Below are 26,788 nucleotides of genomic sequence, written 5' to 3'. Positions count from 1 at the left end.
GCATGGCCGTCACCACCGCCGACTACCTCGTCGCACCGCCCGCTCCGCGACCCGGCGCCGCCCCGTGGCGGACCCTCCCCGACCTCTTCTCCGAGGCCGTGGCCGCGGGCGCCGACCGGTGCGCGGTGCGGGACGCACGGCGCACCTGGACCTGGCGGGAGTGGCGGGAGGAGTCCCGGTCCCTGGCCGCAGGCCTCCAGCGGCTCGGCGTCGCGGCAGGTGACGTGGTGGCCGTCCGGCTCCCGAACTCCTGGGAGTTCCTCACCGCGCACACCGCGATCGCGGACCTCGGCGCCGTCATGCTCCCCCTGCACGCGGCCCTCGGCGCCCGGGAGGCGGCGGCGCTGCTGCGGCGGGCCCGGGCCCGGCTCCTGGTGACCCGGGCGGACGCCCTGGCGGGACTGCCCGGCGGGGTCGTCGGACAGGTCCTGCTCGTCGGTGGCCCGGGCCCCGCCGGCGGCCGGACCGACGGCAGGGCGGCCGCCGCCGGCGCCGTGCACTCGTACGAGGCGGTCGTACGCGAGCACGCCGGTGCCCGCCCGCGGCAGCACCGGCTCACCCCCGACCAGCCGTTCGTGCTGCTGGCCTCCTCCGGTACCACCTCGGCCCGCCCCAAGCTGTGCCTGCACAGCCATGGCGGCCTGCTCGACAACGCGCTCACCGTCGCCCGGGACGGCGGGGCCGGTCCCGGGAGCCCGCTCATCAGCGCCGCCCCCTTCAGCCACCTGTTCGGCCTGCTCACCGTGCACCTGGCGCTGCTCACCGGCGCGCAGCAGGCCCTGCTGCCCCACTGGGACGTGGCGGCCCTGCACGGGCTGCACGCCGCCGGACCGGGCGGGCCGGCCACGCTGTTCGCCGTACCCGCGCACCTGCGCGACCTGGTGCGGCGGCCCGGACCGGTCCGCCTGCGGGAGGTCCGGACCGGCGGGGCGGCGGTGCCCGCCGACCTGGTCGCCGAGACGGAGGGCCGGCTGGGCGCGCGTACCGTCGTGCAGTGGGGCATGTCGGAGCTGGGCGCCGGGATGTACACCCGGCCCGAGGACCCGCCGGAGGCGGCCGTACGGAGCATCGGCCGGCCGGTGACCGGCAGCGCGGCCCGGGTGGTCGCGCCCGACGGGACGCCGTGCCCGGACGGCGAGACCGGTGAACTGCAGTTCCGTGGACCGCAGTTGTTCCGCGGGTACCTCGACGACCCCGAGGCCACCCGGGCCGCGCTCACGCCGGACGGCTGGCTGCGCACCGGCGACCGGGCCTCGCGCAACCCCGACGGGACCTTCGCCTTCCGGGGCCGCCAGGCCGAACTGATCAATGTCGGCGGGCTCAAGTTCAGCGCCTCGGAGGTGGAGGGCCTGCTGGGCGCCCTGCCCGCGGTGAGGGCGCAGGCCGTCGCGGCCCGGCCGGACGCGCGGCTCGGGGAGGTGCCCGCTCTGGTGGTCGCGCTGCGGCCGGGGGCGGAGCTGGGGCTGGACGAGGTCCGGGCGCACCTGCGGGGGCTCGGGGTCGCGGAGTACAAGTGGCCGCTGGAGCTGCTGGTGGTCGACGAGGTGCCGCTGACTCCCACCGGGAAGGTGGCTCGGGCGGCGCTGGCCGCGCTGGTGGCGGCCACGCCGCCGGAGCCGGCCGGCGGGGAGTCCGCCGGCGGAGGGTCGGCCGGGTCCCCCGCCGGCCGGCTCGCCTCGCTCCCCATGGCCGAACGCCCGCGCCGGGCGCGCGAGCTGGTCGAGGACGCGGTGCGCCGGGTGACGGGGACCGCCGGCTCCGCACCGGGCGGGCCGGACACCGCCTTCCGTGACCGCGGTGTCGGCTCCTTCGCCTCGGTCCGGATGACCGGGCTGCTGGCCGCGGCCACCGGGCTGCCGCTCGCCGGCACCGCGGCCTTCGACCATCCGACGGAGCGCGCCCTGACGGCCCATCTCCTGTCGCTCGCCGAGGAGGCGGTCACGGCCGCGGCTCCCGCGCCCGCGCCTGCGCTCACGTCTGCGCCTGCGCCTGCGCCCGCGGCGGAGCCCGCCGATCCGGTGGTGATCACCGGTGTCGGCTGCCGGTTCCCCGGGGGTGTCACGAGCCCCGACGGCCTGTGGCGACTCCTCGCGGACGGTGCGGAGACGGTGGCGGAGTTCCCGGAGGACCGCGGCTGGGACCTGGAAGCGCTGCGGCACCCCGGTGCGGACCACCCCGGGGCCACCCCGGCGCGCCGGGGGCACTTCCTCGCCGACCCCGCCGGGTTCGACGCCGGGTTCTTCGGCATCGCGCCGCACGAAGCCGCGGCCATGGACCCGCAGCAGCGGCTGCTGCTGGAGACCGCCTGGGAGGCGCTGGAACGCGCCGGGATCGACCCGGCCGCCCTGCGGCGGCCGGCGCCGCAACCGGCCACCCCGCCCGGCCCGCCCGTACAGTTCGGACCGACCGGTGTCTACATCGGCATGATGGGCTCCGACTACGCCCCGCGCGTGACCGAGTCCCCCGGGTCCTACGACGGGGTCCTCCTCACCGGCAACGCCGCGAGCGTGGCCTCCGGCCGGCTGGCGTACGTCCTGGGGCTGACCGGGCCGGCCCTCACCGTCGACACCGCCTGCTCCTCCTCCCTCGTCGCCCTGCACCTGGCCCGGCAGGCGCTGCTCCGCGGCGAATGCCGGCTGGCCCTGGCCGGCGGGGCCACGGTCATGTCCACCCCCGCCTCCTTCGTCGACTTCGGCCGCCAGGGAGCCCTGTCCGGGGACGGCCGGTGCAAGGCCTTCGCCGAGGAGGCCGACGGGGCGGGCTGGGGAGAGGGCGTCGCCGTCCTGGTGCTGGAACGCCTCTCCGACGCCCGGCGGGCCGGCCGGGTGCCGCTCGCGGTGATCGCGGGGTCCGCCGTCAACCAGGACGGCGCGAGCAACGGCCTGACCGCCCCCAGCGGCAGCGCCCAACAGCAGGTCATCCGGCTGGCCCTGGCCGATGCGGGCCTGTCACCCGCGGACGTCGACATGGTCGAGGCGCACGGGACCGGGACCCCGCTGGGCGACCGGATCGAGGCGGGGGCACTGCTGGCCGCCTACGGCCGGGACCGCGCGGGAGGGCCGCCGCTGGCCGTCGGGTCGGTCAAGTCGAACATCGGGCACACGCAGGCCGCCGCGGGCCTGGCGGGCGTCATCAAGGTGGTCCAGGCCTTCCGGTACGAGGCCATGCCGCGGACCCTCCACGCCGACCGGCCCGCCGCGGCCGTCGAGGAGGGGGGCGGCGTACGCCTGCTGCGCGAGGCACGGCCGTGGCCGAGGGGGACCCGGACCCGGCGGGCGGCGGTGTCCGCCTTCGGGATCAGCGGCACCAACGCCCACACCGTCCTCCAGGAGCCCCCGGGCGCGGCCGCGGTCGGGGCACGGCCGTCCGGGCCCGTCCCGCCCCACGCCACCGGCGGGGCGCCCGCGGCGCCCTGGGTGCTGTCCGCGCGTACCGGGCCGGCCCTGCGGCAGGCAGCCGCCGGCCTCGTGCGGGCCGGGGTCGCCGCGGACCCGGCGACCGCCCGCCGACTCGCCACGGGGCGCGCGCTGTTCGAACACCGCGCGGTGATCGTCCCCGGCGGTGCCGACGGGCCGGCGGACGGCTGGCCGGCGGACGGCGGGCTGGAGGACGGGCTGCGGGCCGTGGCCGAGGGCCGGTGGGCCCCCCACGTCATCACCGGACGGGCCCGGGCCCAGGGCCGTACCGTCTTCGTCTTTCCCGGCCAGGGCTCCCAGTGGCCCGGCATGGCCGCCGAACTCCACGCCGCCTCACCCGTCTTCGCCGAGTCCCTGGACGCCTGCGAGCGGGCCTTCGCCCCGTACCAGGACTGGTCCGTCCGCGACGTGCTCCTCGGCGCGCCCGGCGCCCCGCCGGCCGACCGCGACGACGTGGCGCAGACCGCCCTCTTCACGGTCATGGTCTCGCTCGCCGCGCAGTGGCGCTCGTACGGTGTGCGGCCCGACGCGGTCATCGGCCACAGCCAGGGCGAGATCGCCGCCGCGTACGTGGCGGGGGCGCTCACCCTCCCGCAGGCCGCCGCCGTCCTCGCCCGCCGGGCGGCGATGGTCCGCACCCTGCCGGCCGGGGCGATGGCCGGCGTGGCGCTCTCCCTCGCGGACACCGCCGACCGGCTGGCGCGGTCGCACGGACCCGGTGGCGGGAAGCCGGCCGTCGCCGCGGTGAACGGGCCCCGCTCGACGGTGGTGGCCGGCGACCCGGCGGCGGTCGGGGAGCTGGTGGCGGAGCTGACCGCGGACGGCATCAAGGCCACCGTGATCCCGGTCCGCTACGCCTCGCACACCGCCGCCGTCGAAGGGCTGCGCGAGCCTCTCACCACCGCGTTGGCCGCGATCCGGCCCCGGCGGGCCCGGACCGGCTTCTACTCGACGGTGACGGGGGCCCGCCTGGACACCGGCACGTCCCTCACGGCCGAGTACTGGTACGAGAACCTGCGCCGACCTGTCGAGTTCGAGCGCGCCGTCCGCGCGGCCCTCGCCGACGGGTGCACCGCCTTCGTCGAAGTCAGCCCGCACCCCCTGCTCACCCATGCGGTGCTGGAGACCGCCGAGGCGGCCGGAGCGGCCGGGACGGCCGGGACGGCGGTCGCGGCCGTGCCGACCCTGCGGCGGCGGGACGGGGGCCCGCACCGGTTCCTGCTGTCCGCCGCGGAGGCGTTCGTCCACGGGGTACCCGTCGACTGGGAGCCGGCCCTGCCCGCCGCCCGGCCCGGGGCCGACGCCCCGGAGCTGCCCACCTACCCCTTCCAGCGGCAGCGGTACTGGCTGACCCCGGCGGGGCGGCCCGCCACCGCACCCGGCCCGGTTCCCGGGCCGGCCTCCGAGCCGTCCGCCGTGCCTTCCGCGGGGGCGGAGGCGGCGGATCCGGAGTCCCTGCTGGACCTCGTACGGGCGCTCGCCGGCGAGGTGTTGGGGCACCGGGCCGGGGCAGGGCCGTCGGCCGAGGACGACCTCTTCGCCGCCGGCATGACCTCGCTGTCCGCCACCCGGCTGCGGAGCCGGCTCGCCCTGCACCTGGGCGTGGGGCTGGCCGCCACCGCCGTGATCGACCACCCCACTCCGGCAGCCCTGGCCCGGTACCTGTCCCACCGGGCGGCCTCCGTGCCGTCCCCGGCCGGGGCGAGGGAGCCGGACCGGGACCGGGACTCCCGGCCGGAGCCGTCCGAGCCGACCGAACTGCCCGACGCGCTGAGCGGACTGGTGCACCGGGCGATGGCCGACGGCCGGGCGGAGGTCGCCCTCCGCCTCATCGGTGACGCCGCCCTGCTGCGCCCCGCGTTCTCCGCCGCGGAGCGTGCCGCGCACCTTCCCCGGCCCGTCACCCTGCGCGCCGCCGGCATGGACGCCGCGGGAAGCGGGGCTGAGCACCGCGGGCCGGTCCTGGTGTGCCTGCCCTCCGCCATGCCGGCCGGAGGTCCGCACGAGTACGCGGCCCTCGCCCGGGCGCTGCCCGGCGACCACCCCGTACTCGCCCTCCCCAACCCGGGGTTCCGGCCGGGCGAGCGTCTCCCGGCGGACGCCGAGGCGCTGCTCGCCGCGCATGCCGACGCCCTCGCCCGGCTCGGCTCCGGTACCCCGTACGTCCTGTGCGGGCACTCCTCCGGCGGCCTGCTGGCCCGGTCCCTGGCGGCCCGGCTGGCCGGGACCGGCGCTCCCCCCGCGGGGCTGGTGCTGCTGGACACCTTCCGCGACGACGAGGAGTTCCGCTCCGACCTGCTGCCCCGGTACCTCCGGGCGGCCCTCCTGCGGCGGTCGGACCGGTCGGACGGTACGGGCTCCTCCGACCCCGGGACCACCCGCCTGACGGCGGCCGGCGCCTACTTCCGCCTGCTCGCCGCGCTGCCGCCCGGGCGGCCCGTCGCCACCCCCACGCTCCTGGTCCGGGCCGCACTGCCGCTCCCGGGCACTCCCCCGGACCAGGCCCCGCCCCGCCGGCACGGCGCCGACACCGTCGCCGTGGCGGACGGGGACCACTTCACGATGATGGACGCGCCCCAGGCCGCCTCGACCGCGGCCGCCGTGGGCCGGTGGATCGCGGCGCGGTGGGCGCCGCCCCCTCCGAGGAAGCGATGACGACCGACACCTTCAGCGGCCCCGGCGACCCGGACCTGGTCGAGCTGCTCGCCGAGTCGCTCGCCGGGTCGCTCGCCGATCCGGCCTTCGACCCGTACGCCGCGGCTGCCGCCGCCGGGCCCGAGCCCGCGGCCCGGGCCTACGACGCCCTGCGCCGCATCACGGCGGCCCTCGACCACGGCAGGCCGCTGCTCGCCGACCACCGGCGGCTGCGCGCCCTGCTGGAACTCGCCGCGATGGCCGACCCCGTCCTCTTCCACGTGATGTTCCTCCACCACTGCATGACCGTCGGCCCCGCGCTCGACTACGGCGCGGCCGGCGCCGACCTCGCCGCGCTCAACTCCGGCGGCGCGGTGGGAGCCGCGCTGATGACGGAACTGGGCCAGGGCAGCAGCGCGGCGGACATCCGTACCGAGGCGTCGTACGACCCGCGGACCCGCGGGTTCGTCCTGCACACCCCGGACCCGGCGGCGGCCAAGTACCCCGTGAACGTCGGACTGCCCGGCGTGCCGCGGCTGGCCGTGGTCAGCGCCCGGTTGCGGACCGGCGGGGCGGACCGCGGCACCTTCCTCTTCCTCGTGCCGCTCCGGGACGCCGGCGGGCCGGCCCCCGGAGTGCGCATCGCGCGGCGGCCGCCCACCGCCCTGCTCCCGCTCGACTACGCGTCGGTGTCGTTCGACCGGGTGCGGGTGCCGTACCACCGCTGGCTGGCCGACGGAGCGGGCGTCGACGCCGACGGCACCTTCCGGGACCCGCTGGCGGATCCCGGGGCGCGTACGGCCCGCAGCCTCGGCATGAGCCGGTTCGCCTGCGGAGCCGTCACCGCGGGGCTCGCCGCGGCCGCCCGCGCCGCCGTGGCCATCGCCCTGCACCACGCGGGACGGCGCCGGACGTACGACCGCCCGACCGGGCGGCGGGTCCCCGCCCTCGCCCACCTCAACCAGCGGCGGAGCCTGTTCGGCGCCGCCGCCCGGGCGTACGCGGCCACCGTCCTGGCCCGGTCCGTCACGGGCGACGCCTGGGCCCTGCGGGACGGTGGCGGGCGGGGCGGCGGTCCGGACGCCGCCGTGATGCGCCGCGTGGCCCTCGCCAAGGCCGCCACCGACCGGCTCGCCGAGGAGGCCGTCTCGCTCAGCCGCGCGGCGGCCGGGGCGGCGGCGTTCTTCTCCGAGAACCGGCTGCTGGACTACCACGCGCTGGCGCTCGCCTTCCGGTCCGCGGGCGGCGACAACCTGCTCATCCTGCTCGATGCGGCCCGTTCCATGGCGGCGGGCGCCGGCTACGCGCCGCCGCGGCCCGGGGGCGGTGCGGGCGGCGGCCGGTGGATCCGGCTCTTCCGCGCCCGCGAGCACCTGTTGCACGCGCGGTTGCGCGCCGCCCTGGAGGAGGGCGCGGCCGGTGGCGCCGACCCCTTCGCGGTCTGGGACGCGTCGAGCGACCTGGCCCGGCGTTTCGCGGACGCCCACGTGGCGCGGGTGACCGCGGAGGCCGTCCGCTCCGAGGCGGACGCGGCTGCCGCGGCGGCCGGCCGTGCGTGTTCCGAGGAGGGGGAAGCGGCTGCGGACGCGGCGGCCGTCCGGGCCGGGCTCTTCGAACTGTTCTGCCTGGAGGAGGTGGAGCGGGACGCGGGCTGGTTCCTCCAGGAGGGCCTGCTGACCGCGGCCGAGGCGCGCGGCCTGCCGAGTTCCTCGGCCGCCGCCTGCCGGGCGCTGGTGCCGCGGACGAAGGCCGTCCTGGGCCTGATGGACCTCCCGGCCGCTCTGGCGCGGGGGGCGCTGGCGGGACCGGACTACATCGCCGAACTCGCCGGAGGGACGCCGGTCGAGGGCTGACCGACCCGCCGGCCCCGTAAGGGTTCGGTAAGGCGTGCGCGGGTGGTGAGGAGGCGGGAACGTCGCGGATCGTGAGTCGCGGCAAGATCCTCCCACCAAACTTGAGGAGTCGTCACATGAAGCGAGACCGGGCACAGTCGGGGCGTCCGCGGCGGACGGCCGCGCTCGGGGCGTGCGCCGCCGTACTCGCCCTGGCGGCCGCCGCCGGCCCCGCGTCGGCCGTGGACAACCCGGGCGGCGGCGCGAGCACCCGGCTCCCCACGACCAACGGCGTCGCCTTCGCCTACGCGTCCATATTCGGCTCCACCCCGCAGAACCACATGGGGACCATCTGGACGGGCACCAAGGTGCACATGCAGTGCTGGGCGGACGGCGCCTGGTCCAACGGCACCAACCGCTGGTTCTTCGTCAGCGCGCCCGGGATCCTGCCGCAGGGCGGCAAGTCCGCCCGGGTGTCCGGATGGATCTCGGCCAACAAGGTCTCCTACCAGGTGCGCGTCCCGCACTGCTAGGGAGACCGGGGCCCGCACCGACCGCACAGGAGCCGGCCCGGACCCTGGCGGGGCCGGGCCGCGACGAACTCCGCTAACCGGTCCGGGACGGGTCCGGGCAGGGGGCGCCCGGCCCCGACTCGTCCCCGCCGGGCGCCGTCGGCTGCGCTCACGACCCCAGGAGCTCGACCACCGCGTGGGTGTCCTTGTAGAAGGCGTCGATATCCGCTATTCGCCCGTCACGGAACGTGTAGAGCTCGACGACCTCGGTTTCGAGGACCCGCCCCGTGGCGCGGGCGGTGAACGTGGCCCTGGACCGTGAGACGACCGTGTCACCGTCCTCAAGCAGCCTCACGTCGCTGATGCTCAGGTCGGCCAGGCCGAAGACCTTCTCGGCCAGCTGCACGAAGCCCGCGGGGCCGTGGAAATCCCCCGGGTAGGGCAGGCTCTCCGCCTCATGGATGACCAGCTCGGGGTCGATCAGTTCGAGCGCCTCCTCGATCGCGCCCGACTCGATCAAGGCGAAAAAGCTCTGCAGCGTCCGGGTGTTCTTGCCCATCATCCGTCCTTTCGCTTCAGGTGTGCGCTCCGGTCCGGGCGGAGCCCGCGGGTGTGGTGCAGGTGGAGGGTCAGAAGCCAGGCGGGACCGTGCAGGCGGCGTCCGAGGAAGTACAGGAGTGCGCCCATGAGCATGCTCGCGGTCACGTAGACCGTTTCCCACATCGGGGACGCCCCGAAGACCAGGAACGGCTCGAACTCGACCAAGTGCGCGAGTAACTCGCAGTAGCTCAGCAGGTAGCACGGCCGCGGTGGCTGCCTTGCGCATCGTTTGCCGGTGGACGGTGACGAGGCTGCCGTCGGAAATCTTCGGGCACACCATGCGCTAACCGTTAACCGGAATCCGACGGGTTCGCCGAATCCTGGAGGGCTCAGGAAGGGAACCGATGGCAGACTACGCCCGATCGCGTGCGGCCTGACGTAGGTTCGCGTGCCCGGGTATGTGCACTGTCAGTGGCCTCTGTCAGGCTGCCTCGGTCAAGTCCAAGATTGATCTGGAGAGACCATGGGCACTTGGGATGTCGGCTCCTTCGATAACGACACCGCAGCGGACTTCTGTGACGACCTCGACGAGGCAGCCGCAGGCGAACGTGAAGGCATCGTCTGCGGCATCCTCACCCGTGTGATCGACACCGCGGGCGATCTGGACGCACGCGCATCTGAGCAGGCCGTTGCTGCGGCCGCCCTCGTCGCCGCGCAATGCCCTGGCGGTGAGCCTGCCGATCCTGTGTATGGGCCGGAAGAGCCCCTTCCTGATCTCACCGGCCTGCGCGATCTCGCCCTTCAGGCCCTTGACCGCGTCATGACCGACCCGTCCGAGCTGATGGACCTATGGGCGGAATCGGATGGCGGCCCCTGGCGCGCGAATATCCGTCGCCTGCAGAGCGTGCTCCTGCCGCAGCCGCCCGGAGAACAGCTCAGCCTTATCTGACCGCACCACAACCACTACCTGATTCCATGCGGAAGGCCGCCATGAGCTGGGATGTACTTCTCCTCCGCCTACCCGACAACGTGACCTCGTTCCAAGAGATCCCAGGCGATCACACCTCGCCCCCGCTCGGCCGCCTCCACGACGTGCTCGCGGCCGTCGCCCAGACCGCCCCGGACGCCGATCTCTCGGACCCGACCTGGGGAGAGCTACTCGGACCCACCTGGTCCATAGAACTCAACATCGGCGACGAAGACCCAGTGGACTCGATCATGCTTCACATCCGGGGATCCGGCGACGACGTGCTCACACCCGTCTTCCGGCTTGCCAAGACTCTCGGCTGCAAGGTCATCGACTGTGCCGAAGGCGACTTGATCACTGCCGGGCAGACGTCGGGCTGGCATGCGTTTCAGCAGTTCCGCGACCGTGTGTCCGGCCCCGCCGAACCACAGCACTAGCATCCACCCGTGCACCCTGAACCCCGACTGAGCCTTGAGAGCCTGCTCCCGCCCGGTCAGATGATCACATCCGGCGAAGGCGATGGAGACGTGCAGCCCCTATGGCTCAGTGACCGGCCGGCCACGGCCGGACTATGGACTCAGCTACATACCGAGCACACTCGCTCCGGCCTGTGGCCGTTGCTGCTTGACGCGCTGGATCCGGATGATGATGAGTTCCGGCCGTGGGGATCGGGCGAGCTCATGCCCGAGCGGATGTCTTCTCCGGCGAGCCACGACCCGGCTGGTCTTCTCGAGGAGTGGTGGGCGACGTACACCGCCATCGATGAAGACGACGACATGCTCGACGCCAAACGACGCCTCGCCGTAACGGCCCCCTTCGGGCAAGCCTGGCCCGGCATCGCTCCCGCCCGGTCGGCTGCGACCGACCCCGACGAACTGGCAGCCGAGTACGCTCAGGCGTTTCTCACCGACCGTCCGCAGTCCCGGCTGGGACTGGTCGCGGCCGCATCCGGCTCCGAGACCCTCACGGTTGCAGGCTGGTGCGGCCCCCTTAACTACGACAACGACACCGCCAAGTTCTCTGCGGTCATCCGCGACTGGGAGCACCGATTCGGCGCCCGTGTCATCGCGGTCGGCTTCTCCACACTGCACCTCAGCGTCGCCACCCCGCCGATGAACGAGGAAGACGCCCTCCTGGTCGCGGCCGAGCACTTCGCTTTCTGCCCGGACAACGTCTGGCAGGGCAGTCGGCCGTACACGCTGACCGCGTACGCCGAGCGGATCACCGGGGCCCACAGCTGGGACTTCTGGTGGGACTGATCCATCCCCCGCCCGGGAAATGCTCACCGGCCCAGCCGGGAGGTGATCTTCAAGCGCTTCGTGAGCCCCTGGTCAGCGCTACCCGTGACCAGCCGTGTGCTGACATCACGGGGTGATGGGGTCGTGCTTCTTGTCTGGGTGTGCCGACAAGACGTAGCGGGTTGCGGAGCGGTTGAACAGACCGAAGAGCTCCATCAGCCGGACCGGGTCGGCGCTGTGACGCGCCTCGTCGACGATTCGGTCCACGCGGAGGCGGCCAGCGGGCAGGCCGACGCGCTGGAAGAGGTGCTGGATCACTCCCGCGCTGATGGACGGGCCGGAGTCGTCGACGGCGGTGTTGCGGGTGACGAAGAAGTGGGGGTTGGAGCTGTCGGGCCACCGCCGGTGGCGCTGGAGTTCCCATGCTGCGGCCAGGCGCAGGGTGAAGGCGTCGAGGTAGACGACGTGGTCCATGCGTCCCGGCCGACGCAGGCCCAGTCGGCCCTTGCTGAGGGCGAGCTCGGTTCGCCGGAGGTGGGCGAGCTGTCCGGGGAGGAGGGCGTAGATGGCGACGAAGGCGACCATGAGGCGGTCGCGGGGGTCGTCGATGCGGTCGAGGAGGCCGGCGATGCGGTCGGAGGTCGGCGATGCGGTCGGAGGTCGGATGCTGGTGAGAGAGGCGCTGCGGGCGGGGTCGCGAAAGACAAGACGCTCGCGTTTGAGGCTCTGAACAGGGAGCGTAGCGATGTATGCAGGCGGCGGGCCTGATCGCCGCAGAGCGGGTTTACGGCGTCCTCGATGTGTTTCTTGGTGATCTCGCGGGATCGGTGAGCCCGGCGGCGCTCCACACTTCGAGGGTGGGCAGGACGGCGACCACGTAGTTTTCGACGGTTTTGCGGCTGCGGGCCTGAGCGGTCGCGCAGGGCCACTCCTCAGGTCCGGAAACCTAGTAGGAGCTGCTGCCGTCAACAGCCCGACAAACTGAGCTCCGACACCCCACTTGCCTAATGAACGGCGAAGGAGTCAATGTTCCAGACGCCACCTCGACGATCCACAATCGCTCGGATGACGACGTAAGCGGCTGACGCGAACTGCTCGGAGCCGCGCAGGGGGCTGCTGTTCGCCATAGGCTGGGCCCATGGCGAACATCCGGGAAGTTTGGTGGCAGGCTGGCCAGTTGGCCGACGTCGTGTCGGACGGGTGGAGGGCCGCGCGGTGGGTCCGAGCACTGCGACGGTCAGCCACCTTGCTGGAGCCGGCGTGGCCGGAGGGATACAGCGGCGGGACCTTCACCTTCGCGCTGCCCACCGTGACGCTCGTCCTGTACGCGGGCAACTTCGAGGGTGAGCTGGACGGGGTTCCGGTGGAGCGGATCGTCTCCGCGCTCGCGCCGGGCTCGGTCGGCGAGACGCAGATCGAGGACACCGTCCGCAGGGCCCTGGCGGACCGACGGCACGATCTTGAGGACGACTCGCGCCTGTCCGCGCTGGTCCGTCAGCTCACCGAGTACCGCCCACCCCTCACCTCCGGCGCGGGCGGGCTGGAGCTCCCCTCCATGGAGCAGTGGCCCGGCGGGACGCTGATGTGCGAGGCAGCCCGGTGGGCGGCGTACTCGCTCACCCACCACCACCTGAGCCCCAGCGGCCACTGACCCGCCGCGCGGCTACTCCTGCCGGCCGAGCAGAGACAGGTCGAGGTCGACGCTGACAGCAGCGTGGTCCGACATCCCCTTCTCCACGGGCTCTATGTGCACCCGGTAGCCGACCAGAGCAGGAGCCAGAGCGGGGCTGACCAGCACGATGTCCTGGCGTCGGGGTACGTCGCCGACGCCGAACGCTGCCGTGGGCACATCCTCCTGACCGAAACGGCTGGAGGCGTCGACGAACCCCGCGCGGTCGAGCAACTCCAGCGCCTCCCGATCGGACCCCTCGCCCTGTCCCGGCGCCCGCAGGTGTCCGTTGAGCAGGTGAGCCGGCAGTTGGGACCAGTCAGGCTCCGGGAACCCGAGCCCGATCGTGTTGATGTCGCCGACGACTAGCGACAGCCGCCTGGGGGCGGCCAGGACCTCCAACGGGGCCACCTCCCTTGCCCTGTTCCGCGGATCGAAGGGATCAAGGTGGAGGTTGCGCAGCTCGATCGGCCGCTCCAGGCCGGGCGCAACCAGGTTCGCCCAGCCCAGGACGTGGTGGTATCGGGCCCGGTCGGAGCCCTCGGCGACCACGCCCACCGTGCTGCCAGTCAGGATCGCGGAATGGAAGCGATGGTCACTGGTGGTGGAGTTGGCCTCGGCGAGGAAGCCCCGGGTCATGTCGAGATCGGCAACGGCACGGTGCAAGCGCCGCCGGCCCAGGAGGTCGAAGAAGTTGCACTCCTGCAGCGCCAGGACGTCCGGTCGAAGCGAACAAAGGAAGGCCATCTGGGCATCCCACCGGTCCGCCGGGCCAAGACCGTCGTCGGCGTGACCGCCGAACAAGGTGTTGAACGTGACGATTCGCAGGAGGCTGTCAGTCGGCATACTGCCGATCCTCTCCCCGACAAGCGCTGCCCGTAACACGGTTGGAGAAAAAGGCCGATCCTGATGGACGCTCGGCGACTCTTGCCCAGCAGGCGCGAAGCCGCCGTCGTCACCAGTGGCTGAGCGGGCGGTCGGCCGCAGCAGCAACGTCTACGCCGCGGAGGATTCCGGCCTCGGAGGCTGCGGGCTCGGATGGAGCGATCAGTCCCCTCCGCACCGTGGGCGTGATCATTCTCCGACCTCGTGGGAGCGGGCCCGTACCCGGACGCTCAGGTGTTCAGGCCGGCGGCCGATTGGTAGTCCGTGGTTGGGGCGCTGCTACTTCCTCCCGAGAGCGGCATGCGCGGCGAAATGTAGCCGAGATTCCCCGGTTAGCCTAACCGGGGAATCTCGGGATGATGGATATCTCCACCGCCACCTACTGCCGGCCCGTCGAAAGGCACACTCACGACAACACCCCTGAATGACAACACGACCGTGGATTCGCGTGCGCCTGGCACTGAACCCTCACGCCGCCGCATAGCTGGCGCGGAAGAGGTCTTGAGCGCGCTCAAGGTCCCTTTCCGTCCGCAGTCGTACCTCCAGATCGCCTGTGCCATGGTGCCCCAGGCCCGTCACGTTCCTGGTGAAGTCAGGGACAAGGTCGACATCGGCCGGGTCAAGCGACAGATACACATGGACCTTGGTCCGCTGGGGCGGGCAGATGCTCGCGAAATTCTGCAGCCGCCGGTAGGCGCTGTAGTGCTTGCGCTGCACCTTGGTGATGCCGTCGCCAAGGCCGAGGAGCACTTCATCCGCCGCTGCCGCCAGCTCCACAAGACGCTCCGGTCCCATGCCGGCCAGTCCCGTGTGCTGCACTCGCCTGCCTTGCGTCGGCCGTCCTGCGACCGTGGCCACGGTCTCAAGGCCAATAAGGTCCCTGCCGAAGAAGCGGTAGCGGACCAGATCGATGCTGCGCCGGTGCTCACGCACGGCGTGGAGGTCGTAGCGGGTGTAGTCGCCGGCCACACAGATCAATCGGGGTCCGCTCCAGAGCACCTGGGCCGCGGCGTTCGCCCCGAGCTTGTCACGGACCAGGTGCTCGAACTCGCTGCGGTGATCGACGAGCCAGCTCAGGTAGAAGAGCCCCTGGTTGATCACGCCCGGATCCGTGCCGCGCTTGTACTCGACCACGACGGGTGCCCCGTTCGCGTCGAGCCCCAGCGAATCGATTCGGCCGGCGTGAACAGGCCCCGTGCTGTATTCGGATGCCAGGAACCGGACGCCCAACAACGCCTCCATGTCTGTCTCGACAAGGCGCTGCACGTCCACTTCGGCAGCGGCGAGCCGGGGCGCGAGCTCGCTCACGCCCCTGTCCATGGTCTTGAACAACCGCAGTTCCCACACCTCCCCATTCCGTGGTCGGCTCCAACGCATAAGGCTGCAGGCATATTTCCAGGCCGACGTGCAGCTACGGAGCGTGTTCGACCGCCGATACAGGCAAGCGAGGCGAGAGCGATGGCGCCCTGGGGCGCGCACAGCAGAAAGCCGCCCTTCCGACCGGGTTGTCACACCGGCTGGAAGGGCGGCTTTCCGCTGCTGACGGGTAGTCAGCGTATGAGCCCGGCGTGCGTCAGGCGTGCGTCAAACGTGCGTCACGTGCGTCGAATATGCGTCAAGATATCGCCCGTAACGCACGTAACGCACATAATGCACACTTGGCAAAGCCGCAGGTCAGCGGCCCTTTTCGGCGGGCTCAAGGATCGCGACGCACTCCACGTGGTGGGTCATCGGGAACGGGTGGAAAGGCTGTCTCTGAGCTCCGCTGCGGCAGCGCTGGAGCCAGAACCTTCACGAGGGACGTCAGCGGAGCAAAGGAACGACGTCGGAACCGCAGGCGTCGATGATGCCCTCGTGGCCACGATGGCTGCAGTCGTAGCGTGGCGGTCCTTAAATGTACGCGGTGAGCTCGTCGGGACCATGGCGGAGTTCTCGCCGTACTGGGCCTCCCAGGTCGGCGACGTGGTTGCCGACCATGCCGTCGAACCAGCTGCACCGGTCCCCGGTGGTGCGTACCAGGGCCCGCGGGCGAGTCCTCTGCGGTGACATATGCCCGCGCGGCGAGACCGACAACGCCCCTAGGAACGGGGGCGTACGGTAGGCAGATGGCCTCTCAGCCCGTGAGGCGGGCGGCGTCTTCGTCGTCCACTGTGGCCCACTGGATGACCGCGCGAGTCTCGCCGTTGAAAGGTCGGCCGCTCTCCGCTTCACTGGCTTTACGAACGATCACACGGTCGATGGCCAGCCGCAACAAGTCCCCCTTGTCGCCCTCGCTGGCACCTTCCCACATGTCCCGGAACAGCCCAGGGTCGTCGAATGCCGTCAGGTCGATGGACGGCCCACGCAGCTCCGCCAGCCGCTCCTCGGCGGCCGTGAGCCGGTCTTCCGCCTCCTTCTTGGCGGGCATCCTGTAGCGTGCTGAGCGGCCCTTGTAGAAACCTGCGCGGTCGTCAGCGTGGAACTGGTCGAGCGCCGCCTCAGCGGCCTTCACAGCAGCCACGGCCTCCCGAGTGTCCTCGGTCTCCTGTGGGGCAGTGAGGGCCTGCCAGCGCGCTGCCACGACGACCATGAGCGGGTCGCCCAGTTCCAGCCGCCCCAGGCGCGCCGCCCACTCCCCGAACACGTACCGCTCGATGGCGCTGCGGTACACGGACGCGGGTTCCGCGCAGGCACCGCCCTGCGGCTTCAGCTGGCACCGGTAGTTGGGACCATCGGCCACCATGCGCAGGCCGCACGACGCGCAGTAGAGCAAGCCGGCGAGCGGGTACCAGCGGCGGCCTTCCGGGCGTTTCGCTGGCCGCACGGCATGCCCGGCGAGGGAGGCCCGCGCCTTCTCTGCGGTCTCCTCCGGGATCATCCTCCGCACCGTGTCCGGCTCGACACAGCGGACCGGATTGCCCTTTTCGTCAAGGTACTTGGCAGGCTTGTGCCCGTTGCCGGACGCCACGGTGAGCCACCCGCAGTAGACGGGGTGGTGGATGATCCGGCCGATGGTGTTCGCCCGCCACGTCTTCCCCGACGGCGAGGGGATGCCCTCGGCGTTGAATGCTTTCGCCAGCGCTCGCGACGATGTGCCCCCGGCGACGCTGTCGAAGATCCGCTCGATGACCGCCCAGGGCGACTGCTTCTCCCCCTTGCGCCGAGTCATGTCCGGCGACACCTTGCGGGTGACCGGGTCGACCACCACACCGTACGGGGCTTGGTTCAGCCACCTCCCCTCGCGCTGCTGCCGAGCCTTGGTCGCGCGTACGTTGTGGCTCAGCCGCTGGGAGTACTCTCGGGCATCCTCAGCGCGCTGGATGATCCAGCGACGATCGCGCTCGATGGAACTGTCCAGCTGTTCGTAGTCGAAGATCACACGGGCCCGGCCGAGGATCGGCACAATGGCCTCTACACCCTTCCGGGTGAATCGGTCCAGCGCGTACACCCACAGCGCGGGCACCTCGCCGTTCAGCACGGCCTCCATGGCGGCGTCGTACTTCGGCCGCTGGATGTCCGACCAAGCGGACAGGTTCTCCTTCCAGACCTTACGGACCCGGTATCCCTCCTGCTCAGCCCACTGGCGGCCCCGGTCCTCCTGCGCCCGGATGGACAGGGCCCGCTCCCCTTCCCGGACAACCTTGGACTTCCGGAGTAGGAGATCGACCTCCGGCATGTCGCCCGTACTGCCTGCGTGCATGGGACCAGCCTCTGACCTGCGGGTTCGGCCCGCATCCCGAGCGGTAACAGGGTGTACCGCTGACCTGGGTCTCGGAGCACCACAGCGTGCCCGGCGTGGCCGGCTCGGCGCCCACCGTGCTGGCCGCCGCCGTCGCCGCGGCCACCCGGCGGATCCGGGTCGGTACGGGCGGGGTGATGCTGCCCAACCACCAGCCGCTGGTGGTCGCCGAGCAGTTCGGCGTACTGGAGTCGCTCTTCCCCGGCCGGATCGACATGGGGCTCGGCCGCTCCGTCGGCTTCACCGGCGGCATCCGGCGGGCCCTGGGCCGGGACACCGGGGACGCCGACCGGTTCGAGGAGCAGCTGGCCGAGCTGCTGGGCTGGCTGGACGGCACGCAGCGGGCCCATCCGCAGGTGCACGCCCACCCGGCCGAGGGGCTGCGCGTCCCGGCGTTCGTGCTGGCCACCGGCGAGGGCGCGGGCATCGCGGCGCGGGCCGGGCTGCCCCTGGTGGTGGGCGACCTGCGCCGGCGCGACCGGGTCGCGGGGATCGTGGCGGCCTACCGCGCGGAGTTCCGGCCCTCGACGTGGGCCGAGGAGCCGTACGTCGTGGTCTCGGGGACGGTCGCGGTCGCGGCGACGACCGAGGCGGCGCGGCGGATCCTGGTACCGGAGGCGTGGTCGCTGGCGTACTCCCGGACGCACGGCAGCTTCCCGCCGCTGCTGCCGGCCGAGGAGGTGCAGCGGCTGGCGATGACCGCGAAGGAGCGGGAGCTGTACGAGGGCGCCCTCGCCGGTCACCTCCACGGCACCGAGGAGGAGGTGGCGGCCGAGCTGGCCCGGGTCGCCGAGGTCACCGGGGCGGACGAGCTGCTGGTGACGACCTCCACGTACGACCGGGCGGCGCTGCTGGACTCCTTCACGCGCCTCGCCCGCCTCGCGCGCCTCTCACCCCTCACTCACCCCACCGGGCCCGGCGGCCCCGCCCCGCGGCCGTGAGCCCCGGCCCTACCGGCCGCCGCCCCTGAGCCCGGCCGCGGCATCGGGTCCGGCCAGCTCGACGCGGACCAGCGCGGCCGCCAGCCGGGGCAGCTCGGCGTCGTCGACCAGCCGGGCCAGGCCGCGCGGGGTCCGGGGCAGGCCGAGCCCGGCCGCGCCGTCGCAGGCGCGGGCGTCGAAGGCCGGGCGCAGCTCGGGCCACAGCCCCTGGACCTCGCGGCAGAAGATCCCCGCACCGACCGGGCCGATCCGGGGCACCTCGCGCAGCAGCTCCCGCACCCGGTCCGGATCGCCGCCGGCCGCCGCGCGCAGCCGTCGCAGATCGCCGCCGTACCGGTCCAGGAGCAGTTCGGCGCCCCTGCCCAGGGCGGTGGAGGTGCTCTCGTCGTAGCGCACGTAGTGGGCGCGGCCCAGTGCGTCCACCCGGTCCTGCCAGGAGGACGCGGCCATCGCGCGGGGGGTGCGCAGACCCGCCGCGAACAGCTCGCGGGCCGCCGCCACCGCGAGGTCGGCGCGGATCCGGACGGAGAACAGCACACACAGGGTGAGCAGCTGGTAGAGCGGTGCCGGCGTGTCGCGCAGCCGGATCCCGGCCTCCTGCGCATGGGTGCGCCCGTACCCGTCCAGCAGCCGTCCGACCAGCGCCCGCGCGTCCATGACCGCTCTCCTCCGCCCCTCCCCCGTCGTCGTCCCCGGTAGCGCCCCGGTAGCGCCCCGGGCTGTGTCTGCCCGCTCCCGCCCACCCCCTAAACTGGGGCGAATGCACCAGTCGCCACCGCCGCATCCCGCCGTCGATCCCTGGATCCGGGTCCGGGGGGCCCGGGAGCACAATCTGCGCGGGGTCGACGTGGACATCCCGCGCGACGCGCTGACCGTGTTCACCGGTGTCTCCGGGTCGGGCAAGAGCTCGCTCGCCTTCGGCACGCTGTACGCCGAGGCACAGCGCCGGTACTTCGAATCGGTGGCGCCGTACGCCCGCCGGCTGATCCACCAGGTCGGGGCGCCGAAGGTGGACGAGGTCAGCGGACTGCCGCCGGCGGTGTCGCTGGAGCAGCGGCGCTCGGCGCCGGGGTCACGGTCCTCGGTCGGGACGGTCACCATGCTGTCCAACTCGCTGCGGATGCTGTACTCGCGGGCCGGTACGTACCCGCCGGGCGCGCCGCGCCTGGACTCCGACGCCTTCTCCCCCAATACGGCTGCCGGGGCGTGCCCTTCGTGCCACGGGATGGGCCGGACGCACCACACCACCGAGGAACTCCTGGTGCCCGACCCCTCGCTGTCGATCCGTCAGGGGGCCGTCGCCGCCTGGCCCGGGGCCTGGCAGGGCAAGAACCTGCGGGACATCCTCGACGCGCTGGGCCACGACGTGGACCGGCCCTGGCGGGAGCTGCCGGCCGAGGACCGCCGGTGGATCCTGTTCACCGAGGAGCAGCCGGTGGTGACGGTGCATCCGGTACGGGACGCCGACCGGATCCAGCGCCCTTACCAGGGCACCTATATGAGCGCGCACCGCCATGTGATGCGCACGTTCGCCGACAGCAGGAGCCCGGCGCTGCGGGCGCGCGCCGAGCGGTTCCTGACCACCGCGCCGTGCCCGGCGTGCGCCGGTCACCGGCTGCGGCCGGAGGCGCTGGCCGTGACCTTCGCGGGGCGCACGATCGCGGAGCTGGCGGCGCTGCCGCTGACCGAGCTGGACGCCGTACTGGAGCGGTCGCCGGGCGCGGCGGAGGCAGCCCGGGTGCTCACGGCGGACCTGCGCGCGCGGATCGCGCCGGTGACCGAGCTGGGCCTGGGGTACCTGAGCCTGGACCGGACCGCGCCGACCCTGTCGGCGGGCGAGTTGCAGCGGCTGCGGCTGGCGACGCAGCTGCGGTCGGGGCTGTTCGGGGTGGTCTACGTCCTGGACGAGCCGTCGGCGGGGCTGCACCCGGCCGACACGGAGGCGCTGCTGCGTGTACTGGACCGGCTGAAGGCGGCCGGGAACACGGTGTTCGTGGTCGAGCACCACCTGGACGTGGTGCGGCACGCGGACTGGCTGGTGGACGTCGGCCCGCTGGCCGGGGAGCACGGCGGGCGAGTGCTGCACAGCGGGCCGCCGCGGGCGCTGGCCGGGCTGGCGGAGTCGGCGACGGCCCGCTTCCTCTTCGGCCGTCCGGCCCGGACGCGGCGGGCGCCGCGCCCGGCGACGGGCTCGGTCCGGCTGGCCGGTGTCACGCGCAACAACCTGCGCGGGCTCGACGCCGAGTTCCCGCTGGGGGTGTTCACGGCGGTGACGGGGGTGTCGGGCTCGGGCAAGTCCACGCTGGTGGGGCAGGCGCTGGCGCGGGAGGTGGACGAGCGGATCGGGGAGGCGGACTTCCCCGTACGGCGGCTGGTGGAGGTCGACCAGAAGCCGATCGGGCGGACCCCGCGGTCCAACCTGGCGACGTACACCGGGCTGTTCGACGTGGTGCGCCGGCTGTTCACGGCGGCCCCACAGGCGCGGGCGCGCGGCTGGAAGGCGGGCCGGTTCTCGTTCAACGTGGCGGGCGGGCGGTGCGAGACCTGCCAGGGCGAGGGGTTCGTGTCGGTGGAGCTGATGTTCCTGCCCAGCACGTACGCGCCGTGCCCGGCGTGCGCGGGCGCGCGCTACGACGAGGAGACGCTCGAGGTCCGGCACGAGGGTCTGAACATCGCCGAGGTCCTGGGCCTGACGGTGGAGGCGGCGGGCGCGTTCTTCGCCGGTGTCCCGGCGGCGGCCCGCAGCCTGCGGGCGCTGGAGGAGATCGGGCTGGGCTACCTGCGGCTGGGGCAGCCCGCGACGGAGCTGTCGGGCGGCGAGGCGCAGCGCATCAAGCTGGCGACGGAGCTCCAGCGGATCCGTCGCGACCACACCCTGTACCTGCTGGACGAGCCGACGACCGGACTGCACCCGGCCGACGTGGAGATCCTGCTGGGGCGGTTGCACGGGCTGGTGGACGCCGGGCACTCGGTGGTGGTCGTCGAGCACGACATGGACGTGGTCGCGGGCGCCGACTGGGTCATCGACCTCGGGCCGGGCGGTGGCGCCGAGGGCGGCAGGGTGGTGGCCGCCGGTCCCCCGGAGGCGGTGGCCCGCGCGGCGGGCAGCCGCACGGCCGGCTACCTGGCGGCGGCGCTGCGCTGATCGCCCGGTGGCGGGCTACGCGTCGCCGGGCAGCAGACGCTGCGAGTGTTCCCGGAAGGCCCACCGCCCCTGGCTGCGCGTGAACGTCCACACCAGGTCGTGCCGGTCCGGCCAGCCCGAGGGGACGCCGAGGACGCCGTCCGCGCCGAGGGCGTGGACCAGGCGCGGGATGCCGGCGTGCTCCCAGCAGATCAGGACCGGTGCCACGGCGGCCAGGGCGGCGCGCGCGAGGGCCTTCTCCCTGCCCACGGCCAGGTCGGTGCGTACCGGCAGGCGCAGTACCTCGGCCAGGGCTGCCACCGTCTGGCGGGAGCGGGCGGGGCCGGCGGCCGCGAAGAGCGTGGCGGGCCGGGGCAGGGCGGCGCCGCGGGCGGGCGGGAAGAGCCGGGGCAGGGCCTCGGCGCGGCGCCAGCCGCGCAGGGCGAGGGAGCCGGGGTCGTCCTCGCCCTCCTCGTCCGCGCCGACGTCCCCGGCGTACGGTTGCTCCGCGTGCCGGATCACCATGATCAGCGCGTCCTTGACGGCGGTCGCCCGGGGGCCCGGCGCCGGACGGCTCCCGTCCTCGTCGGCGGCGCAGCCGGCGGCCAGCGCCAGCGGGGCGAGGGCGGCGAGCACGGTACGGCGCCGTGGTCCGGGCCCGGCGGGTCCATGGGGCATGGGGTCACTGTCGCCCACGGCTCCGGCCCCGCCGGGGTGCGGCACGTCGTACGAGCCGCTGGTCAGCCGATCGGATCAGCGCCTGCCCTTGCGCGTGGCACGCAGCCACTCCTTGTTCATGGCGGCGATCGACGGCAGCGGGATGCCCTTGGGGCAGGCGGTCGCGCACTCACCGGTCAGGGTGCAGCCGCCGAAGCCCTCGTCGTCCATCTGGGCCACCATGTCGAGGACGCGGGTCTCGCGTTCGGGCGAGCCCTGCGGCAGCACGTTCAGGTGGTTGACCTTGGCAGAGGTGAACAGCATCGCCGAGCCGTTGGGACAGGCTGCCACGCACGCGCCGCAGCCGATGCACTCGGCGTGCTCGAAGGCGTAGTCCGCGTCGGCCTTGGGGACGGCGGTGGCGTGCGCCTCGGGCGCCGATCCGGTGGGGGCGGTGATGTAGCCGCCGGCCTGGATGATCCGGTCGAAGGCGCCGCGGTCGACGACGAGGTCCTTGACGACGGGGAAGGCGGCGGCCCGCCACGGTTCGACGTCGATGGTGTCGCCGTCGGCGAAGGAGCGCATGTGCAGCTGGCAGGTGGTGGTGCGCTCGGGGCCGTGCGCGTCGCCGTTGATGACGAGGCTGCACGCGCCGCAGATGCCCTCACGGCAGTCGTGGTCGAAGGCGACGGGTTCCTCGCCGCGCAGGATGAGGTCCTCGTTGAGGGTGTCGAGCATCTCCAGGAAGGACATGTCCTTCGAGATGCCGTCGACCTCGTAGGTGGCCATGGCGCCGGGGGCGTCGGCGTTGCGCTGGCGCCAGACGCGCAGGGTGAGCTTCATGCGTAGCTCCGCTGGGTGGGGTGGACGTACTCGAAGACGAGGTCTTCGCGGTGCAGGACGGGGGCGGTGCCGGTGCCGCGGAACTCCCAGGCGGCGGCGTAGGAGAAGACGTCGTCCCGGCGGGCGGCCTCGCCGTCGGGGGTCTGGGACTCCTCCCGGAAGTGGCCGCCGCAGGATTCGGTGCGGTGCAGGGCGTCGAGGCACATCAGCTCGGCGAGTTCGAGGTAGTCGACGACGCGGTTGGCCTTCTCCAGCGACTGGTTGAACTCGGCGCCGCTGCCGGGGACCTTGATCCGGCGCCAGAACTCCTCGCGGATCTGCGGGATGCGGTCGAGTGCCTTGCGCAGGCCCTCGGCGTTGCGGGCCATCCCGCAGTACTCCCACATCAGTTCGCCGATCTCGCGGTGGAAGGAGTCGGGGGTGCGGTCGCCGTCGACGGCGAGCAGCCGCTCGATGCGGCCGGTGGTCTCGCCGACGGCGGAGACGGCTTCGGGGTGGGTGGCGTCGACCGCTTCGGCGTGCGGGTTGCGGGCGAGGTAGTCGTTGATGGTGGAGGGCAGGACGAAGTAGCCGTCGGCGAGGCCCTGCATGAGGGCGGAGGCACCGAGGCGGTTGGCGCCGTGGTCGGAGAAGTTGGCCTCGCCGATCGCGAACAGGCCGGGCACGGTGGTCTGGAGGTCGTAGTCGACCCACAGCCCGCCCATCGTGTAGTGCACGGCCGGGTAGATCCGCATGGGGACCTCGTACGGGTCCTCCGCCGTGATCCGCTCGTACATCTCGAACAGGTTGCCGTACTTCTCGGCGACCTTGGCCTTGCCCAGGCGGCGGATGGCGTCGGCGAAGTCCAGGTAGACGCCCTGGCCGGCGGGGCCGATGCCGCGGCCCTCGTCGCAGACGTTCTTGGCGGCGCGGGAGGCGATGTCGCGGGGCACCAGGTTGCCGAAGGAGGGGTAGATGCGCTCCAGGTAGTAGTCGCGCTCGCCTTCGGGGATCTCGGCCGGCGGGCGGGTGTCGCCCTTGGCCCGGGGGACCCAGATCCGGCCGTCGTTGCGCAGGGACTCGCTCATCAGGGTGAGCTTGGACTGGTGGTCGCCGGTGCGCGGGATGCAGGTGGGGTGGATCTGGGTGAAGCAGGGGTTGCCGAAGTACGCGCCGCGCCGGTGGGCCCGCCAGACGGCGGTGGCGTTGGAGTTCATGGCGTTGGTGGAGAGGTAGAAGACGTTGCCGTAGCCGCCGCTCGCCAGGACCACCGCGTCGGCGAAGTACGTGGAGATCTCCCCCGTGATCAGGTCGCGGGCGACGATGCCGCGGGCGCGGCCGTCGACGACGATCAGGTCGAGCATCTCGGTGCGGGCGTGCATCTCGACGTTGCCGGCGGCTATCTGGCGCGACAGGGCCTGGTAGGCGCCCAGCAGCAGCTGCTGGCCGGTCTGGCCGCGGGCGTAGAAGGTGCGGGAGACCTGGACGCCGCCGAAGGAACGGGTGTCCAGCAGGCCGCCGTACTCGCGGGCGAAGGGGACGCCCTGCGCCACGCACTGGTCGATGATCTCGACGGAGATCTGGGCGAGGCGGTGCACGTTGGACTCGCGGGCCCGGAAGTCGCCGCCCTTGACGGTGTCGTAGAACAGGCGGTGGACGGAGTCGCCGTCGTTGCGGTAGTTCTTGGCCGCGTTGATGCCGCCCTGGGCGGCGATGGAGTGTGCACGGCGCGGGGAGTCGGAGTAGCAGAACTGGACCACGTGGTAGCCCTGTTCGGCGAGGGTGGCGCCGGCCGCGCCGCCGGCGAGGCCGGTCCCGACGACGATGACGGTGTGGCCGCGCCGGTTGGCGGGGTTGACGAGCTTGGCCTCGAAGCGGCGGCGGTCCCAGCGCTCGGCGACGGGGCCCGCGGGGGCCTTGGTGTCGGCGATCGGGTCGCCGGTGGTGTAGTGGGCGTACTGGTTCATGGTCAGCTCACGATTCCGGTCATGACGGCGACGGGGACGGAGACGAAGCCCGCGAAGAGGATCAGTGCCAGCGCGTCGGCGACGGCCTTGAGGGCCTTGTCGCGGCGGGCGTTGCCGGCGCCGAGGGTCTGGGCGGCGCTCCAGAAGCCGTGCCGGACGTGCAGGCCGATGGCCGCCATCGCCACGATGTAGATGGTGTTGCCGTACCAGGTGGAGAAGGTCGCCAGGACGTTCTCGTACGGATGCCCTTCCCAGGCCCGCTCGTTGACGGTGAGCGTGGTGAGGTCGAGCAGGTGCCAGACGATGAACAGGCCGACGATGATCCCGCCCCAGCGCATGGTGCGGGTGGCGTAGCTGGCCCGGCGGCGCTTGTGGGCGTACTTGACCGGGCGGGCCTTGATGTCGCGGCGGCTGAGCTGGTAGGCGGAGACGGCGTGGGCGACGACCGCGGCGAGCAGGACGACGCGGGCGATCCACAGCCCCCAGTGGCTGTGCAGGAACGGTTCGCCCATGTGCCGCAGCCAGTGGGCGTAGCCGTTGAAGTCCTCGGGGCCGAAGAAGATCTTCAGGTTGCCGAGCATGTGCACGACGAGGTACGCGAGCATGATCAGCCCGGACACCGCCATCACGGTCTTCTTGCCGACGGTGGAGTCCCAGAGCGTGCGCGTGATGGACGGCCGTCGGCCCGTCCGCGTTGCCAGAGCCATGCGGAAAACGGTAGGTACGCGGGTCCCGAAAGGTCCAAGACATGGTGGAGCTCATCTTGATAGGCACTGCCTATCCAAGGCGGTAGCCTGGGGGAATGCAGTTCCAGCAGCTCGTGTACTTCGTGGCCGTCGCCGAGACCCGGCACTTCACCCGGGCCGCGGAGCGGGTGCATGTGGCGCAGCCGTCGCTGTCGCAGCAGATCAAGGCGCTGGAGCGGGAGCTGGGGGCGGAGCTGTTCAGCCGGGCCCGGGGGAACGTGGGGCTGACGGACGCGGGCGAGGCACTGCTGCCCCTGGCCCGCCGGATCCTGGCGGACGCGGACACGGCGCGCCTGGAGGTGCAGGAGCTGGCGCAGCTGCGGCGGGGCCGGGTGCGGCTGGGGGCGACGCCGAGCGTGTGCACGGGCCTGCTGCCGGACGTCCTGCGCGCCTTCCACACGGCTCATCCCGGGGTGGAGCTGCTGATCGAGGAGAGCGGTTCGCTGGACCTCGTACGGGAGCTGGCGCGCGGGGCCCTGGACCTGGCGCTGATCGCGCTCCCGCTGCCGCCGGCGGCGCCCGCGCTGACCACGGTGGAGCTGCTGACGGAGGACCTGGTGGTGGTGTCCTCGGCGGAGCTGCCACCGCCGGGCGGTGGCGGGCCGCTGAGCATCCGGGGGCTGCGGGACGAGCCGATGGTGATGTTCCGGCACGGCTACGACCTGCGGGAGCTGACGGTGGCGGCGTGCCGCGCGGAGGGCTTCGAGCCGGCGTTCACGGTGGAGGGCGGCGAGATGGACGCCGTGCTCGGCTTCGTCCGGGCGGGCCTGGGGCTGGCGGTGGTCCCGGCGATGGTGGTGGACACGGCCGGCCCGGGGCTGCGCGCGACGGCGCTGGCGGGCTCACCGCTGCGCCGCACGATCGCCCTGGCCCACCGCACGGACGTGGCCCCGCCGCGGGCGGCGCGCGAGCTGAAGCGGATCCTGGTGGGCTGAGTCGCTCTGCGGGGGCCTGGACCGGGGCCTGGACCGGCCTGGACCGGGGCCTGGCCCTGGTCCGGTCCCGGCCCCTGGTCATGGTCCGGCCTGGTCCGGGTCCTGGTCATGGTCCGGCCTGGTCCGGGTCCTGGCCCTGGTCCGGCCCCTGGTCATGGTCCGGGACCGAAGCCTGGTCCGGGTCT

Annotated in this window: 20 protein-coding genes and 1 pseudogene; 10 read left to right on the top strand and 11 right to left on the bottom strand. The window is 73.1% G+C overall.

Annotated elements, in window-relative coordinates:
• The first annotated feature begins 2 nt into the window (after window positions 1–2).
• From ACIPXB_RS00610 to ACIPXB_RS00600, 3 genes are all read left to right on the top strand, one after another.
• Window positions 3–6,071: a beta-ketoacyl synthase N-terminal-like domain-containing protein gene (locus ACIPXB_RS00610; protein WP_401442664.1), complete on the top strand. Its 6,069-nt coding sequence runs from the start codon at window positions 3–5 to the stop codon at window positions 6,069–6,071.
• Window positions 6,068–7,903, top strand: a complete 1,836-nt coding sequence (locus tag ACIPXB_RS00605) for a hypothetical protein (RefSeq protein WP_401442662.1) — start codon at window positions 6,068–6,070, stop codon at window positions 7,901–7,903. Before ACIPXB_RS00610 ends, ACIPXB_RS00605 begins: the two co-directional genes overlap by 4 nt.
• A gap of 116 nt (window positions 7,904–8,019) precedes the next feature.
• Complete coding sequence (locus ACIPXB_RS00600; protein WP_401442660.1) at window positions 8,020–8,415, top strand: hypothetical protein; 396 nt, start codon at window positions 8,020–8,022, stop codon at window positions 8,413–8,415.
• 148 nt (window positions 8,416–8,563) lie between these two features.
• Here the strand turns inward: ACIPXB_RS00600 and ACIPXB_RS00595 are convergent, their stop codons facing one another.
• Complete coding sequence (locus ACIPXB_RS00595; RefSeq protein ID WP_401442658.1) at window positions 8,564–8,953, bottom strand: nuclear transport factor 2 family protein; 390 nt, start codon at window positions 8,951–8,953, stop codon at window positions 8,564–8,566.
• Complete coding sequence (locus ACIPXB_RS00590) at window positions 8,953–9,159, bottom strand: hypothetical protein (RefSeq protein WP_401442656.1); 207 nt, start codon at window positions 9,157–9,159, stop codon at window positions 8,953–8,955. Before ACIPXB_RS00590 ends, ACIPXB_RS00595 begins: the two co-directional genes overlap by 1 nt.
• A gap of 298 nt (window positions 9,160–9,457) precedes the next feature.
• Here ACIPXB_RS00590 and ACIPXB_RS00585 point away from each other — a divergent pair, with 298 nt between their 5' ends.
• Genes ACIPXB_RS00585 through ACIPXB_RS00575 form a run of 3 tightly spaced genes read left to right on the top strand, consistent with a single transcriptional unit; the run spans window position 9,458 to window position 11,160 of the window.
• Window positions 9,458–9,883, top strand: coding sequence for a DUF4259 domain-containing protein (locus ACIPXB_RS00585; RefSeq protein WP_401442654.1), 426 nt, complete (start codon window positions 9,458–9,460; stop codon window positions 9,881–9,883).
• 41 nt (window positions 9,884–9,924) lie between these two features.
• Window positions 9,925–10,338, top strand: a complete 414-nt coding sequence (locus ACIPXB_RS00580; protein ID WP_401442651.1) for a hypothetical protein — start codon at window positions 9,925–9,927, stop codon at window positions 10,336–10,338.
• Window positions 10,339–10,347: 9 nt separating this feature from the next.
• Window positions 10,348–11,160 carry a DUF4253 domain-containing protein gene (locus ACIPXB_RS00575; protein WP_401442648.1) on the top strand — a complete coding sequence of 271 codons (813 nt, stop codon included), beginning with the start codon at window positions 10,348–10,350 and terminating at the stop codon, window positions 11,158–11,160.
• 105 nt (window positions 11,161–11,265) lie between these two features.
• On the opposite strand, the gene ACIPXB_RS00570 is transcribed toward ACIPXB_RS00575, so the two are convergent.
• Window positions 11,266–11,724 (bottom strand): hypothetical protein, encoded by a 459-nt coding sequence (locus ACIPXB_RS00570; RefSeq protein ID WP_401442646.1) that lies wholly within the window; start codon window positions 11,722–11,724, stop codon window positions 11,266–11,268.
• Window positions 11,725–12,385: 661 nt separating this feature from the next.
• Between ACIPXB_RS00570 and ACIPXB_RS00565 the strand changes: the two genes are divergently transcribed.
• Window positions 12,386–12,790 carry a hypothetical protein gene (locus ACIPXB_RS00565; RefSeq protein WP_401442643.1) on the top strand — a complete coding sequence of 135 codons (405 nt, stop codon included), beginning with the start codon at window positions 12,386–12,388 and terminating at the stop codon, window positions 12,788–12,790.
• Between the two features lie 12 nt (window positions 12,791–12,802).
• On the opposite strand, the gene ACIPXB_RS00560 is transcribed toward ACIPXB_RS00565, so the two are convergent.
• From ACIPXB_RS00560 to ACIPXB_RS00550, 3 genes are all read right to left on the bottom strand, one after another.
• Window positions 12,803–13,654, bottom strand: a complete 852-nt coding sequence (locus tag ACIPXB_RS00560) for a hypothetical protein (RefSeq protein WP_401442641.1) — start codon at window positions 13,652–13,654, stop codon at window positions 12,803–12,805.
• 507 nt (window positions 13,655–14,161) lie between these two features.
• Window positions 14,162–15,040: a DUF5655 domain-containing protein gene (locus ACIPXB_RS00555; RefSeq protein ID WP_401442639.1), complete on the bottom strand. Its 879-nt coding sequence runs from the start codon at window positions 15,038–15,040 to the stop codon at window positions 14,162–14,164.
• 766 nt (window positions 15,041–15,806) lie between these two features.
• Window positions 15,807–17,372 carry a recombinase family protein gene (locus ACIPXB_RS00550; RefSeq protein WP_401442636.1) on the bottom strand — a complete coding sequence of 522 codons (1,566 nt, stop codon included), beginning with the start codon at window positions 17,370–17,372 and terminating at the stop codon, window positions 15,807–15,809.
• Window positions 17,373–17,437: 65 nt separating this feature from the next.
• Between ACIPXB_RS00550 and ACIPXB_RS00545 the strand changes: the two are divergent.
• Window positions 17,438–18,352: pseudogene (locus ACIPXB_RS00545) on the top strand (MsnO8 family LLM class oxidoreductase); the annotation flags it as partial.
• 9 nt (window positions 18,353–18,361) lie between these two features.
• Here ACIPXB_RS00545 and ACIPXB_RS00540 read toward each other — a convergent pair.
• Complete coding sequence (locus tag ACIPXB_RS00540) at window positions 18,362–19,009, bottom strand: endonuclease (RefSeq protein WP_401442634.1); 648 nt, start codon at window positions 19,007–19,009, stop codon at window positions 18,362–18,364.
• Between the two features lie 103 nt (window positions 19,010–19,112).
• Here ACIPXB_RS00540 and ACIPXB_RS00535 point away from each other — a divergent pair, with 103 nt between their 5' ends.
• Window positions 19,113–21,497, top strand: a complete 2,385-nt coding sequence (locus ACIPXB_RS00535) for an ABC transporter (protein WP_401442632.1) — start codon at window positions 19,113–19,115, stop codon at window positions 21,495–21,497.
• Window positions 21,498–21,512: 15 nt separating this feature from the next.
• Here ACIPXB_RS00535 and ACIPXB_RS00530 read toward each other — a convergent pair whose 3' ends face one another.
• The 4 genes from ACIPXB_RS00530 to ACIPXB_RS00515 form a co-directional block, all read right to left on the bottom strand.
• Window positions 21,513–22,154 carry a hypothetical protein gene (locus ACIPXB_RS00530; RefSeq protein WP_401442630.1) on the bottom strand — a complete coding sequence of 214 codons (642 nt, stop codon included), beginning with the start codon at window positions 22,152–22,154 and terminating at the stop codon, window positions 21,513–21,515.
• A 75-nt stretch (window positions 22,155–22,229) separates the two neighbouring features.
• Window positions 22,230–22,976: a succinate dehydrogenase/fumarate reductase iron-sulfur subunit gene (locus tag ACIPXB_RS00525; protein ID WP_401442628.1), complete on the bottom strand. Its 747-nt coding sequence runs from the start codon at window positions 22,974–22,976 to the stop codon at window positions 22,230–22,232.
• Window positions 22,973–24,922, bottom strand: a complete 1,950-nt coding sequence (locus ACIPXB_RS00520; protein ID WP_401442625.1) for a fumarate reductase/succinate dehydrogenase flavoprotein subunit — start codon at window positions 24,920–24,922, stop codon at window positions 22,973–22,975. Before ACIPXB_RS00520 ends, ACIPXB_RS00525 begins: the two co-directional genes overlap by 4 nt.
• A gap of 2 nt (window positions 24,923–24,924) precedes the next feature.
• The gene (locus ACIPXB_RS00515) at window positions 24,925–25,629 is read right to left on the bottom strand and encodes a succinate dehydrogenase (RefSeq protein WP_401442622.1); all 705 of its coding nucleotides are present in this window, start codon (window positions 25,627–25,629) and stop codon (window positions 24,925–24,927) included.
• Between the two features lie 95 nt (window positions 25,630–25,724).
• On the opposite strand from ACIPXB_RS00515, the gene ACIPXB_RS00510 reads away from it, so the two are divergent.
• On the top strand, window positions 25,725–26,603 hold the full coding sequence (locus tag ACIPXB_RS00510; protein ID WP_401442620.1) for a LysR family transcriptional regulator: 879 nt from the start codon (window positions 25,725–25,727) through the stop codon (window positions 26,601–26,603).
• The last annotated feature ends 185 nt before the right edge of the window (window positions 26,604–26,788 follow it).

The organism is Streptomyces sp. NPDC090022, from assembly GCF_044748145.1.
Lineage (GTDB): Bacteria > Actinomycetota > Actinomycetes > Streptomycetales > Streptomycetaceae > Streptomyces.
The sequence above is the reverse complement of the archived record's forward strand: the minus strand, read 5'-3'. Positions and strand labels throughout refer to the sequence as shown.

Excerpts from the sequence above, each read along its gene's own strand:
- ACIPXB_RS00595 (WP_401442658.1), bottom strand. The coding sequence starts at position 8,953 with ATGGGCAAGAACACCCGGACGCTGCAGAGCTTTTTCGCCTTGATCGAG.
- ACIPXB_RS00610 (WP_401442664.1), top strand. The coding sequence starts at position 3 with ATGGCCGTCACCACCGCCGACTACCTCGTCGCACCGCCCGCTCCGCGA.
- ACIPXB_RS00605 (WP_401442662.1), top strand. The coding sequence starts at position 6,068 with ATGACGACCGACACCTTCAGCGGCCCCGGCGACCCGGACCTGGTCGAG.
- ACIPXB_RS00515 (WP_401442622.1), bottom strand. The coding sequence starts at position 25,629 with ATGGCTCTGGCAACGCGGACGGGCCGACGGCCGTCCATCACGCGCACG.
- ACIPXB_RS00540 (WP_401442634.1), bottom strand. The coding sequence starts at position 19,009 with ATGGACGCGCGGGCGCTGGTCGGACGGCTGCTGGACGGGTACGGGCGC.
- ACIPXB_RS00550 (WP_401442636.1), bottom strand. The coding sequence starts at position 17,372 with ATGCACGCAGGCAGTACGGGCGACATGCCGGAGGTCGATCTCCTACTC.
- ACIPXB_RS00530 (WP_401442630.1), bottom strand. The coding sequence starts at position 22,154 with ATGCCCCATGGACCCGCCGGGCCCGGACCACGGCGCCGTACCGTGCTC.
- ACIPXB_RS00585 (WP_401442654.1), top strand. The coding sequence starts at position 9,458 with ATGGGCACTTGGGATGTCGGCTCCTTCGATAACGACACCGCAGCGGAC.
- ACIPXB_RS00535 (WP_401442632.1), top strand. The coding sequence starts at position 19,113 with ATGCACCAGTCGCCACCGCCGCATCCCGCCGTCGATCCCTGGATCCGG.
- ACIPXB_RS00560 (WP_401442641.1), bottom strand. The coding sequence starts at position 13,654 with ATGCCGACTGACAGCCTCCTGCGAATCGTCACGTTCAACACCTTGTTC.
- ACIPXB_RS00600 (WP_401442660.1), top strand. The coding sequence starts at position 8,020 with ATGAAGCGAGACCGGGCACAGTCGGGGCGTCCGCGGCGGACGGCCGCG.
- ACIPXB_RS00525 (WP_401442628.1), bottom strand. The coding sequence starts at position 22,976 with ATGAAGCTCACCCTGCGCGTCTGGCGCCAGCGCAACGCCGACGCCCCC.
- ACIPXB_RS00520 (WP_401442625.1), bottom strand. The coding sequence starts at position 24,922 with ATGAACCAGTACGCCCACTACACCACCGGCGACCCGATCGCCGACACC.
- ACIPXB_RS00580 (WP_401442651.1), top strand. The coding sequence starts at position 9,925 with ATGAGCTGGGATGTACTTCTCCTCCGCCTACCCGACAACGTGACCTCG.
- ACIPXB_RS00570 (WP_401442646.1), bottom strand. The coding sequence starts at position 11,724 with ATGGTCGCCTTCGTCGCCATCTACGCCCTCCTCCCCGGACAGCTCGCC.
- ACIPXB_RS00510 (WP_401442620.1), top strand. The coding sequence starts at position 25,725 with ATGCAGTTCCAGCAGCTCGTGTACTTCGTGGCCGTCGCCGAGACCCGG.